A 13,946-nucleotide genomic window follows, 5' to 3' on the forward strand; every position below is an offset into this window, starting at 1 on the left:
CCCTGCGATTACCAGTGGAAGCCAGCGCCGACACCGGCACCGAAGTTACCCTGCGAATCCCCCGTGGCGTTGAGCTTCACCGCCCAGCGACCATTGTCGGAGAGGCGTGACACCCCCACGGCCACGGCCGATTCTCCGCTGTAGGTCCCAGCCCCGGCGGATACCATGCTCTTGCCGGGTAGATAGGCCTGGGGTACGGAAGCCGCCGCGATGGCACTGGCCGAGCCCGCATTGGCATCGTCTTCGACATCATCGATGCGCTTGTTGAGACCACCGATCTGCTGGTTGAACTGCTGATTCAGTTCCTCCAGCTGCCCCACATTGGCCGCATCCGTCGGCGCCTCACCGGCCGCTACGTTGTGGATCTGCGTCGGTGTGCCTTCCTGTCCCATCGTCACCGAGCTGTAGTCCACGCTGCCATCGTCGTTACGATCGTAGTTCACTGCGCCTTCCTGCACCGATTCCAGTTGGCGAACGTTGACCGCGTCCGTGGCTGCCGTACCGCCTGCCACGTGGGTGATCTGGCGCTCACCGCCGTCGCTGCCCACCGAAACCGCGCCCTGCGTCGAGGCCACGGATTCGCCCGAAAAGGCTTCCTCGGCGCCGTCCATGCCCTCGCGGGTCGCCTGCGAGCCGGCCCCCAGGGCCACCCCGCCTTCACTCTCGGCTACTGCGCCGTCGCCGGTCGCCACGCTCTGGTCCCCCTGGGCCACGCTTTCCGGCCCCATGGCAACGCTCTCGGCGCCCTCGGCACGAGCATCCGCCGCCTCGGAATTGGCCTTGAAGTATTTGATGCCTCCTTCGTCGATGTTGGTGATCTGCTCCTGCACCTCCCACAGTTGGCCGCCATTGACCGCATCGGAACTGTCTTCGGCGATCTCGCCATCGGCCACGTTGGTGATGGTCGTGCCACCATCGCCTTCCAGGGTGATGGAGTCATAGTTGACGCTGCCGTCATCGTTGGTGTCGTACTTCACCGCCTGATCATCCAGTTGATCGACCTCGTCACCGATATTCGCCACATCGCCTTCGACATTGGTCACACGGTCGCCGAGTTCATTGACGTCGCCCTCGACGTCGCCGACCCGGCCTTCCACGTTTTCCACCGCCTGGTTGGTGGCGTGCAGCTGGCTGCCGTTGATGGCATCCGTGCTGTCGGCCGAGATGCGACCCGCCGCCACGTTGGTGATGGTCCGTTCGGCACCGGCGGAGCCGACGCTGACCGTACCGATCGGCGAGGCACCGGCAAAGGCGTAGGTCTGACCGCCCAGCGTGAAGTCGGCCGTGCCGACCGCTGCCTCGGTCGTGGCACCCGAGCCCAGCGCCACGCTGTCGGTCTCGCTGGCCGTGGCCCCGTCGCCCATGGCGATGGCCCCGTCCGCCGTGGCGGTAGCATCCACACCCGAGGCAATGGCGTTCACCCCGGTGGCGCCGTCGTTGGCGTAGTTGCCGCCCTGGGTGCCAGCGTCGTTGACGCTGTAGTAGTGCACCTGGCCAGCCTCGACCTCATCGTTCAGGTTCTCGATCGACTGGGTGGCGGCATGTAGCTGGCTGCCATTGACGGCATCGGTGCTGGTTTCGCTGACACGGCCCGCCGCCACGTTGGTGACGGTACGCTCGGCGTCCACGTCACCCACCGAGACACTGCCCGCCGGGTCGCTGCCGGCCACCACGTAGGTCTCGCCATCGATGACCACCTCAGTGGTCGCCGCGACCGGCGCCGTCACGCTGTCCGACCCCAGCGCCACGCTGTCGGCCTCGTTGGCCGTGGCGCCGTCGCCCATGGCCACGGCACCGTCCGCCGTGGCCGAGGCGTCCACCCCGGCAGCGATGGCGTTCATTCCGGTTGCACCGTCGTTATCGTAGTTGCCACCCTGGGTACCACCGTCGTTGACGCTGTAATAGTGCGAGCGGTTCTCGTTGAAGTACTCCAGGTTGACCGCATCACCCTCGTTCACTGGCGCGCCGACATTGGTGATGGTGTCACCGCCCATGTCGATACCGTCCTCGTTGATCATCGTATCGCCGACCGTCACCTCGTCCGACAGATCGAAGGTCACGTCATTGCTGTCGGGGGCCTTGCTGACGACGATATTCCCATCGGCGTTGCTCAGATCCATGGCGTTGCCCGTGGCGCTGTCGACGCCGACATTGGACGCGTTGCTGCCTTCCGCACTGATCGTCCAGCCTGCACCGATGGTTTCGACCGCCTGATTGGTGGCATACAACTGACTGCCGTTGATGGCGTCGGTGCTGGTCTCGCTGACACGTCCGGCCGCGACATTGGTGATGGTACGCTCTTTGCCCACGTCGCCCACGCTTACCGTGCTCTGCGGCGCGGTGCCGGCAAAGTCATAGTCGGTGCCGGCAATGGTCGTACCCGATGTGGCCACCGGCTCGGCGGTCACCGAGTTACTGCCCAACGCCACGCTCTGATCGTGGCTGACCGTCGCCCCGGCACCCAGCGCAATGCCTTGCTGGGCCTCGGACAACGAGGCCGTCCCCAGGGCCATGCCGTCGGACAGCATCACCTCGGCGCCGTCACCGATGGCGGTGCCCCCGGGGGCCATCTGGCCGACGATGGCCCCATTACCCATGCCGATACCGGCATCGCCGTTGACCACCGTCGTTGGCCCCACCGCGATGCTGTCCTGCCCGACCGCGGCGGAATCCGGCTGGGTCGAGTTGGCATGGAAGTACTTGATGCCGGTATCGATCACCGAACCAACGGCACCCTGCAGCTGACGCACCGTCACGGCATCCTGGGCCTGGGTACCGTCCGCTACATTGGTGATCTGACGATAGGAGTCATCGTCACCCACCGAGATCGCCCCCAGCAATTCCTTGTCAGTGGTGTTGTACTCGATGGTGGCACCGTTCGCCGGAATGAAGCCCGAGGCAGGCGCCAGGGCACGGTTGGAGATCGAGCCGCTCCCCAGGGCCACGCTGCCAAGGATCCGGGCATCGGCACCGAAGCCCAGCGACGTGGCACCATCGGCCGAGGCCAGGGCATCCACCCCGCCGGCCAGGGCGTTCACGCCGGTGGCACCATCGTTGTCGTAGTTGCCACCGATCACGCCGTCATCATTGACGCTGTAGTAATGGGCACGGTTCTCGTCAAAGTAATCGAGGTTGACCGCGTCGCCACCGTCGACCGGCGCTCCGACATTGGTAATGGTGTCGCCGCCCATGTCGATGCCGTCGTCATTGATCGTCGTGTCGCCGATCGTCACCTCGTCGGAGAGATCAAAGGTGACCTCCTCCAGGGGACCATCGGCGGCGTTCTTGGCGATCACCAGGTTGCCGTCGGTATTGGACAGGTCGACGGTGTCACCCGGCGCCACATTGGTGGAATCGGCGCCCTGAGCGGTGAGGTCCCAGCCCTGGCTGGCGTTTTCCACCGCCTGGTTGGTGGCGAACAACTGACTGCCGTTGATGGCATCGGTGCTGCTCGCCGAAATGCGACCCGCCGCCACGTTGGTGAGGGTACGCTCGTTGCCCGCATCACCCACGCTTACCGTGCCGGTCGGCGTTCCCCCAGCAAAGGTATAGTTGATACCGGCAATGGTGGTACTAGCGGTGCCCACCGGCGCGGCAGTCACCGAGTCGGTCCCCAGCGCCACGCTGTCGACATTACCTGCCGTGGCGCCGTACCCCATGGCGATCCCGCCATCCGCCGTGGCCGTGGCATCCACGCCGGACGCAATGGCGTTCACGCCGGTGGCACCATCGTTGTCGAAGTTGCCATCCTGGGTGCCATCGTCATTGACGCTATAGTAGTGCGTTTCGATACCCTTGAGCTGCGAGACGTTCACCGCATCGGTATCCTCGACACCAGCGGCCACCCCGGTAATCTGACGATTGCCGGGGACGGTCAGTTGATTGCCGTCATCATCGATGCGAGCCACCTGAGCGATCGCGATCTCACCTACCGAGTCTTCGGTGACATCCTTGCCATAGCCGGTGTACCCAGCCTGAGCGCCCCGCACGGTTTCCGTCGCGGCCCCCAGGGCCACGCTTTGCTCATGCAGGACATCGGAACGCGCCCCCAAGGCGACACTGCCTTCGACGTTGGCCTGAGAGTTCGAGCCCAGTGCCAGGGCCGCCTGGCCGCCCGCAACACTGAAATTACCGAGAGCCGTGCTACGCAGTCCGCTGGCCTCGACCTCGGTCCCCACCCCCAGGGCATCTTCGGCGCTGGCCAAGGCATCCAGCCCGATGGCGGAAGAGCGCAGCCCAGTCGCCTCTGCAATCTGGCCTAGCGCCATGGACGCCTCACCCGAGGCCACCGCCGTATTACCCGCAGCGAAGGACGCAAACCCCGTCGCCTCGGAGCTGTTCCCCAACGCCATGGCATGCTGCTGTGTCGCCGTGGCCTGGGTGCCCAGGGCCAGGGTATCGAGAGCCCCACTGGTGGCGTTATTGCCTACCGCGAAGGCCCCGTCGCCGGTCACCACGTTGTCGTTACCCATGGCCACGGCGCCATTGCCGGTGGCCTGGTTGTTGACGCCCATGGTGATCGCGCCATTGCCATCGGAGGTATTGGTGTCGCCGATCGCCAGGGCACCGTCGCCCTCGGAGGTGTTGTTGTTCCCCAGGGACACCGCCCCGGTACCTTCGGCATAGTTGTCCTTGCCCATCACCACGGCACCGTCGCCGATGGCGGTACTCGGATCGCCGATGGCCACGGCACCGTCGCCCGTGGCGGTATTGCCGTAACCGATGGAGGTCGACTGGCCACCATTGGCAGTGGCATCACGCCCGATGGCAATGGCCCCCTCCGTCTCGGCGCTGGCATATTGCCCGATCGCCACGCTATCCACCCCGACAGCGCTGGTGGTGTAACCCAGTGACACGGCCCGCTCGGCTCCGGCATCCGTGGACGCCGCTACCCCGGCGGCCAGGGAATCCACGCCTTCCGCACCATCATTGGCGTAGTTGTCCTGCTGGGTACCGCCATCGTTGACGCTGTAATAACGCACCTTGCTGTCTTGCAGATCGGTATTCAGATTCTCGATCGCCTGATTGGAAGCGAAAAGCTGGCTGCCATTAATGGCATCGGTACTGCTTGCCGAAATGCGCCCCGCCGCCACGTTGGTGATGGTGCGCTCGTTACCCACGTCACCCACGCTTACCGTACCGGTCGGTGTGCCCCCGGCAAAGGTATAGTTGAGACCGGCAATGGTGGTACTGGCGGTGCCCACCGGCGCGGCAGTCACCGCATCGGTGCCCAGTGCCACGCTATCGACATTGCCCGCCGTGGCGCCGTACCCCATGGCGATACCGCCATCCGCCGTGGCCATGGCATCCACTCCGGACGCAATGGCGTTCACACCGGTGGCGCCATCGTTAGCGTAGTTGCCGCCCTGGGTACCACCGTCATTGACGCTGTAATAGTGCGCCTTGTTCTCGTTAAAGTAGTCGAGATTGACGGCATCTCCACCATTCACCGGCGCGCCGACATTGGTGATGGTGTCACCGCCCATGTCGATGCCATCGTCATTGATCGTCGTGTCGCCGATCGTCACCTCGTCGGAGAGATCGAAGGTGACCTCTTCCAGAGGGCCATCGGCGGCGTTCTTGGCGATCACCAGATTGCCGTCGGTGTTGGACAGATCGACCGTATCGCCCGGCGCCACATTGGTGGGGTCTGCACTCTCAGCGGTAAGGTCCCAGCCAGTGTTGGCCACATCGCTGACCTGGGCCAGTTGATCCTCGGTGGCCGCTTGCCCAGAGGTAAAGGCATTCGGGTCGAAGGTCGTGTTGGAGAGCCCATTGATGGTATTTCCACCACCGGTGTTGACCGTCACGTTGCCGAACTGCGGCTGATCGGTCATCACGATCTCGAGGGCGTCCGTGCCATTGGCCACCGTGCTGATGTTGGTATTGCCGCTGGCATCGGCGCCACCGACCACATTGAGGGTCTGTCCCAAATCGCGGTGCACGTCAGTACCGCTATCACCCGCGAAGTCGAGTCCCTGGTTGGTCAGGTTCTGATCGACCAGATCCAGCTGCTCCTCGGTAGCCGCTCGGCCCGCCGTGGCGAAGCTCGGATCGCTCAGGTCGGTATTGGATAGACCGGTGATGTCGTTAGTGGTCGCATCCGTGACCACACTGCCCACCGTAACGCTGTTGTTGACTGTCACGTCATCAGCCAGATCGAAAGTCACGTCTTCCTGCGTACCATCCGCCACGTTCTTGGCGATCACCAGATTACCGTCGGTGTTCGACAGATCGACGGTGTCACCCGGCGCCACATTGGTGGAATCGGCGCCCTGAGCGGTGAGGTCCCAGCCCTGGCTGGCGTTTTCCACCGCCTGGTTGGTGGTGAACAACTGACTGCCGTTGATGGCATCGGTGCTGCTCGCCGAAATGCGACCCGCCGCCACGTTGGTGAGGGTACGCTCGTTGCCCGCATCACCCACGCTTACCGTGCCGGTCGGCGTTCCCCCGGCAAAGGTATAGTTGATACCGGCAATGGTGGTACTAGCGGTGCCCACCGGCGCGGCAGTCACCGAGTCGGTCCCCAGCGCCACGCTGTCGACATTACCTGCCGTGGCGCCGTACCCCATGGCGATCCCGCCATCCGCCGTGGCCGTGGCATCCACGCCGGACGCAATGGCGTTCACGCCGGTGGCACCATCGTTGTCGTAGTTGCCACCCTGGATGCCGCCATCATTGACGCTGTAATAGTGCGCCTTGTTCTCGTTGAAGTAGTCGAGATTGACCGCGTCGCCACCGTCGACCGGTGCACCGACATTGGTGATGGTGTCACCGCCCATGTCGATACCGTCGCCGTTGATCGTCGTGTCGCCGATCATCACCTCGTCGGAGAGATCGAAGGTAACCTCCTCCAGGGAACCATCGGCGGTGTTCTTGGCGATCACCAGATTGCCGTCGGTATTGGACAGGTCGACGGTGTCACCCGGCGCCACATTGGTGGGATCAGCGCCCTGAGCGGTGAGGTCCCAGCCCGTCGAGGCAACCGATTCCACCGCAGCCAGCTGGGACACATTGACCGCATCGGTATCTTCGGCACCGGCGGCGACGTTAGTAATGCGCCGTTCGCTACCGGCGCTACCCACCGAAACTTCACTGGCCGCCGTCGGTGCGGCTACCGGAATCGGGTTGCCATCCGCATCCAACGGTTGATAGGCGGCACTACCCAGGGTACTGCCATCGGCTACCGAGCCTGAACCCAGAGCCACGCCATCGACAGCACTGGCACTGGCACCGGAGCCCAGGGCGACGCCATCATCGGCCCCTGCACTGGCGTTGGTACCCATCGCGATGCCATCGAGTATCCCGTTGCCGGTAGATGCCGTGGTGCCCAGCACGACGTTACGTTGCCCCTGCGCCTGGGCGCCACTGCCGATTGCCAGATCGTCCGAGCCAAAGGTGGCCGCATCATTCCCGATGGCGATCTGCCGATCGCCGAACACATCGTTACTGGCACCATCGCCCAGGGCAACGGACGAAATGCCACGTGACGATGCATCGGTACCCAGAGCCACGCTGTCAGCCTGATCGGCATTGGCACCATGGCCCATGGCCACGGTACCGTCGCCACTGGCGACGGCATCCACGCCGGACGCAATGGCGTTCACGCCGGTGGCCCCGTCGTTGGCGTAGTTGCCGCCCTGCACGCCATCATCGTTGACGCTGTAGTAGTGCGTCTGTCCCGCCTGGAGCTGCGCGACATTGACCGCATCGGTGCCCGCGGTGCCCGCCGCCACATTCGTGATCTGTCGGGTTTCGCCGTTACCCCCCACACTGACCGCACCTCGAGTGCTTAACCAGGTGCTGCTGGTATCCGTGGATGGCGCATCGGTCACCGGATCGTAACCCGCCACACCCGCAGCCGTGTTGGCTACCGAATTGTTACCCAAGGCCACGCCGTGGTCGACCGTGCTCGACGAGAGACTCCCCAGCGCCACCGAGTTGTCACCACTGGCATCCGTCAGGTAGCCCATCGCCACGGCATTGGTGCCAGACGTGCTCGTCCGTCCGCCCACAGCCACTCCGGAAGCACCAGTGACACTTGCTTCCGAACCGAGTGCGACACCAGCCACTGAACCACCATCGACGAAGCTGTCGTTACCGATGGCCACCGTACCCCAACCACTAGAACCATTACCCAGCGATTGGGCATTCTCGCCAATGGCCACGCCTAGATTGCCAGGTACGCTGGCTCCGGTGCCCATGGAGATGGCACTCGTGCCGCCAGCAGTGGCACCGCCCACCGCGATCGAGCCATCGCCGGCCGCACTGGCATCCACCCCTGCCGCCAGAGCGTTGACCCCGGTCGCGCCATCATTGGCGTAATTGCCGCCCTGCACGCCATCATCATTGACGCTGTAGTAATGGGTCTCGCTGGCCTTGAGCTGAGCGACATTGACCGCATCGCTGTCCTCGGTACCCGCGGCCACGCCGGTGATCTGACGATAGACGTCATTCCCGGCATCACCCACGGCCACCGCGCCGGTGGTGCTCTGGGTAGCGGCGATCTCCGCATCCAGCCCATCGGCGGCGCCGGTGGTCGGGTTATAGCCCTGGATGCCTCCCGCGGTGTCGGCAATGGAGCCGTTGCCCAGCGCCACGCCCTCGGCCACGGTGACATCCGATCCGTTGCCCATCACGAAGGCATCGGCCACGTCCACGTCGTTGCCATTACCGATGATACGGCTACCATCGGCATCCGCCTGCAGGATATTGTCATTACCGAACACCCCGGCCTCGTCGGCATCGATGGTGTTGTTGTTACCTACGGAATAGGAGCCCGCCCCCGTAATGGTGGTCGGATCGCCGATGGCGCCGGAGCCGACACCACTGACCTGATTACCCGTGCCGATGCTGATGCTATCCTCGGCCGAGGCCACCGCACCGGTGCCCATCGCAATGGCATTGGGGCCACTCGCCTGCGCGACATCGCCCAGAGCCAGCGAACTCGGCCCCGTCGCCTGGGATTGATTGCCGACCGCAACGCCACCGGTTCCACTGGCGATGGCATCCACCCCCCCGGCCAGGGCATTCACGCCGGTCGCCCCGTCGTTGGCGTAGTTGCCGCCCTGCACGCCATCGTCATTGACGCTGTAGTAGTGCGTCTCGCTGGCCTTGAGCTGGGCCACGTTAACCGCGTCACTGTCTTCGGTGCCCGCAGCCACGCCGGTGATCTGACGATAGGTCCCCGCACCGGCATCACCCACGGCCACCGCCCCGGTGGTGCTCTGGGTCGCGGCAATGCCCGCATCCAGCCCATCGGCGGCGCCGGTGGTGGGGTTGTAGCCCGCCACGCCCGCGCCGGTGTCGGCGATCGAGCCATTGCCCAGCGCCATGCCCTCGGCCACGGTGACATCCGCCCCGTTGCCCATCACGAAGGCATCGGGTACATCGACATCGTTGTCGTTACCGATGATACGGCTACCGGTGGCTGCCGCATCCAGCACGTTACGGTTGCCGAAAACACCGGCCTCGTCGGCGTCGATGGTGTTGTCGTTGCCCACGGAATAGGAGCCCGACCCCGTGATGGTGGTCGGGTCGCCGATGGCACCGGAACCATCGCCGGACACGGTGTTGCCGGTACCGATGGAAATGGACTCGATGCCACTGGCCACGGCATCGGTGCCAAAGGCAATGGACGACGTGCCGGAAGCCGTCGCGGCATCACCGAACGCCAGGGTGGAATCCGCGGAAGCCGTGCTGCCCTGCCCAAAGGCCAGGGCAGTATCGCCGCTGGCAGTGACACCAGAGCCCAAGGCGATACTTTCGTCGACCGATGCTTGAGTATTGCGACCGATAGCAATAGCCCCGAGGGTCGAAGCCTGCGCATCATTGCCTATCGCAATCGATGCCGTCCCGGTCGCCATCGCCGGCGCCGCGTCGGTGACGCCAATACCAATGGCTCGCAGCGCCGTCGCCTGAGTGCCCCCACCAATAGCGGTTGCCGGGTTTAGATCATTATTCCCCGTACCGGGGGCGCCCCCTACCGCGCCGAAACCGATGGCGACACCACCATAGGTTTCCGCGAGGCCACCCAATGCAACCCCCCCCTGCTCGGTCCCAACACCTGTATTCCCGGTTTCGGCATAAGATCCGCGTCCGATGGCAATCGAGCTCTCACCACCAGTCTCAGCGTTATTCCCCAACGCAATGGCCCATTGGTTACAGGCGGTGGCACCGCTGCCAATGGCGATACGGCCGTTGTTGTCATTGCAGTCGTCGCCACCGCCGGCCTCGTAAGCATGAACCGGAGAGAGCGCACCGACACCGGCGACCAACCCAAGCGCCAACAGGGCACGGCGCACCAGACCGTCCCGGGATTTGGTCCGTCGCTTGGCCAGCTCGGAAGCCACGACGGACTGTCCACGAGACACGCTCCAGACGATGCGAAAGATGGTATTCATACCCCCTCCTGTTCCCGTGCGAGAGTTCTGGTCTCTCCGGTCAGAGAAAATTTCATTATTACTCGATGGGCCAGCTCACCACGTCCCTCGCTCCATCCCCGAAAGCGAAAACAGAGTGTCAGACTCACTCAGTCCGAATGGTTAACCGCTGAGGCCAGGCACTTTCCGTATTTCCGCCGTGAACTGGCCTCATGCCGGTCTACCAGGCACTGTCCCTACCACTAATGCAGAAGCCGCCCCAAATATTAAATAATTTAAATACGCCATTTCTAAGGTAGTGCCAGCCGCCTCATACTGACAAGCAGAAATGACTTAATTATCGAATCAAGACCACGAAAGGCTGAAGAGATCGTTGTTACAACATCACACAAATACCAGCTGAAGTATCCATCACTCAGTTTCTTCTACAAGATGTAGGGTGAAACGCATCAGCCATTACTTGCAGACAAGCCTTCAATAAAACATACGTATGTTTTATTTTTCGACAGCACAAGATGAAATATGCCGCGGCATGATTGCTCGGCACCGTAAGGAAGTTGTCTGGATACAAGAGCGGCGAGCACCCAACCGCTCAAGGGACAGGCGGGAAGATATCAGTCGAGAAAAGGTATTCCATCACTCAGGGGCGGCATGGCGCAAGAACTGGCGCTGCTGAGCTTCGAAGCCTCAAGCGGGCCTTCAGGAAAACACAAGATCACCATCTCGGCCCTACCGCCTTACCTGTCTTCGGATAACCTCTGGAGTCGATAGCCATAACGATAGACGGAAGAAAGTTTCCAGCCACGTTCGGCGTTCAAGCCCAGCTTTCTTCTCAGACGATAGATATGGACATCCAGTGTCCGGGACATCGGGCTTTCCTCCTGCCCCCAGATCGTCTCATAGAGGTAGGAGCGGCTCAGCGGATGATTCAGGTTACGCAGCAGAAACAGCGCCAGGCGAAATTCCTGGTGGGTCAACTTGACGGGCTCACCATCGACCGAAATGGTCTCTTCCCTGGGAGTCACGGTGATATCACCATGGCTGAAAGGCTCATCACGGTGCTTGCCCCCCACATGATGGCGGCGCAGTGTCGTCAAGACGCGCGCGATCAATTCTTCGGAACGAAAAGGTTTGCTGACGAAGTCTTCGGCACCAGCCTTCAAGGCCTCGACAACGTCCTGCTCCGAATCTCGGTTGGTCACCATGATCACGGGGGGAGGTGACTGGAAGTACTCATCCATCCAGTGCAGGATCTCTGGCCCGTTCATGTCCGGCAACATCCAGTCGAGGAGCACGAGGTTATAGGTATTGCGCTTGATCCCGCGAATGAAGGCCCTGGCATTCTGGTAGCTGTCGATCTGCCACCCCATTTCTCCGCCATCGACGCGCCAGTCCTTCGAACTTTGCTCCGACGCCGTTTGCAGCAGGCTCGATAGCTGACCGAGACATACGGGATCATCCTCAAGAATGGCTATGAACATCAGGATGCAGCTCCTCAAGCATGAATTTCACGATTCTTCATACATCATGAACGTCTCACGCAGTATAGCCAACCCGTCACACTTTGACACACTTCAACGTTTCCCAGAAAGTCACATGCTTCCAGATAGTTAAAAAAAGCCTGGCCAGGAGCCAGGCAAAAGCAGGGAGCCATGGGTGAGCCCATGACGCCGCCATGATATGCAATGCACGATAGAGTGTTAACTGATCAATCATGAAGAATTGAAAACATTAAATTAGAAAAAACAATCAATAACGCATACGACACACCTTCCCGAAAGCTCATTTTTCTTCACTCTCTAGCGCTTGAGCCCCATGCACATTGCGCGTAAACATGAGATGTTCATCAGGCTCTCCCTTCACCGAGCAACGTAGGGTAGCGTATGCCTTCAACGCCCCACCTTTTCTACCAGCCAAAGGTCAAGCTGTCCGGAAAGGCCTCTCGCCTCCTTGGCTTCGAAGGGTTATTTCGCTCGGTACGTTCGTCTGGTGAAGCCATCGCTCCATCCCGATTATCCTCGCGTCAGCGAGCCCAGCTGGAATCGAGCGGTCACTTTCTGTGGTCCCTGGAAGCCGCGACCCGCTTCATGGAAGTCCTGGGCGCCTCGTCTTCATTGACGATCAACCTCAACCTGCCCGGTCATCTTCTGGAGCAATCTCATTTCACACAGCGTGTTCTACAATGGCATCACGCACATCACTTGCATGCACATCGTATCGTGATCGAGATACTCGAAACTTCGGTCATACGTGACGTCGAGCGTGCCGCATTCCACTTGACTCGACTCAGGCAGGCCGGCTTCCGGATCGCCCTGGACGATTTCGGTATCGGTCACTCGGACCTGTCGAACCTTCGTCAACTCCCCATCGATATCGTCAAGATCGATACGGCACTGGTGACGGCCGCCTCGGGTCGGGACTCGGAACGAGATTTCCTGGAAGGACTGATGAACTTGCTGCACGGCCTGGGGAAGAAAGTCATTCTGGAGGGCATCGAATCAGAAGCTTCATTGGCACTGGCGCGAGACCTGGGGGCTCACGGTCTTCAAGGGTATTATTTTGGACACCCGATGCCCCCTCACCAAGCCTCCAGGTATCCACTGACTCAACCGCTACCGTCGTCCTGATCCATCGATCGAGACACCGTCGACACCTTGGAACACCTGCCATGACGCAAACGGCCCCGACACTCTCACTCGAGTGCCGAGGCCGCTCCATCACTGTCACACCGGCTCAGTTGACTGCTCTCTCCGTCACCTCGACCTCCACGCGGCGATTCGGCCTCAGACAGGCCTTGAGGCCCGACGTGGCGCGCGATCCGGGGCATTGAACGAGCGGATTTCGCTCGCCCAGCCCGATACTGCGAACCGTCGTCGTCGCCATGCCTTGATCGATCAACTCAGCCTGCACCGCGGCGGCGCGCCGTTCGGAGAGCATCAGATTATAGGCATCGCTGCCCAGGCGGTCGGTATAACCCATGACCACGATTTCCGGTGAGGAAAACTCCTCGCGTATTCTCTGGGTCAGTCTCGAGATCTCACGTCGTCCTTTGTTCGTCAGCGCACTGCTGTCGTAATCGAACAAGGTATCGGCAGCCAGCGTCATGGGCTCCGACGCTTCCCGGGGCTTGAGCAGGGCAGCACATTCGGACTCATGCCAGTGCAGGCTTTCGGCGAGCATGTCTTCACCGAACTGCACCTGATACTGACAGGTCCGATAATCTCCCTTTCCCGTCGGTACGTGAAAGATATAATTCCACTCCTTCACATTGAAGAGTCCCTCATCGAAGTGCGGATTCCCGAGCAGATCGCGAATCTGGTCCTTGGAAACCCCGACCTGCATCTTGCGGAGGTTCTCGATGTTGACGTAGGTCCCTTCCTCGATCCAGGCGCTATCCGGGTCCGGGAAGGCGACGCCTTCCCGTTCCATCGACCGGCCGGGCGCTGAATCCCCCTCGACCGTCGCGGCACATCCCTGAAGGCCCAGCACCGCCAGCCCGGCGATGCCAAGAGCCTGCTTCATACCACGATAGATATAATCATGCATGGTCAGCATCCTCGTCGC

The 13,946-nt window shown here is 62.0% G+C and carries 4 protein-coding genes; 1 reads left to right on the forward strand and 3 read right to left on the reverse strand.

All coding sequences use genetic code 11. The features are described 5' to 3' along the window. Nucleotides 1-8: 8 nt before the first annotated feature. Both LU493_RS14560 and LU493_RS14565 read right to left on the reverse strand, forming a co-directional pair. The gene (locus tag LU493_RS14560; RefSeq protein ID WP_275288516.1) at nt 9-10,403 is read right to left on the reverse strand and encodes a YadA-like family protein; all 10,395 of its coding nucleotides are present in this window, start codon (nt 10,401-10,403) and stop codon (nt 9-11) included. Between the two features lie 716 nt (nt 10,404-11,119). Then, nucleotides 11,120-11,863 (reverse strand): response regulator transcription factor, encoded by a 744-nt coding sequence (locus LU493_RS14565; RefSeq protein WP_275288517.1) that lies wholly within the window; start codon nt 11,861-11,863, stop codon nt 11,120-11,122. Between the two features lie 402 nt (nt 11,864-12,265). On the opposite strand from LU493_RS14565, the gene LU493_RS14570 reads away from it, so the two are divergent. Then, entirely contained in the window at nt 12,266-13,009 is a 744-nt protein-coding gene (locus LU493_RS14570) for an EAL domain-containing protein (protein ID WP_275288518.1), read from the forward strand. A gap of 106 nt (nt 13,010-13,115) precedes the next feature. Here LU493_RS14570 and bamE read toward each other — a convergent pair whose 3' ends face one another. Continuing rightward, nucleotides 13,116-13,928 (reverse strand): OmpA family protein, encoded by an 813-nt coding sequence (bamE, locus tag LU493_RS14575; protein WP_275288519.1) that lies wholly within the window; start codon nt 13,926-13,928, stop codon nt 13,116-13,118. Between the last annotated feature and the right edge of the window lie 18 nt (nt 13,929-13,946).

Source organism: Halomonas elongata, from assembly GCF_029081005.1.
In the GTDB taxonomy this organism is placed as follows: domain Bacteria; phylum Pseudomonadota; class Gammaproteobacteria; order Pseudomonadales; family Halomonadaceae; genus Halomonas; species Halomonas elongata_B.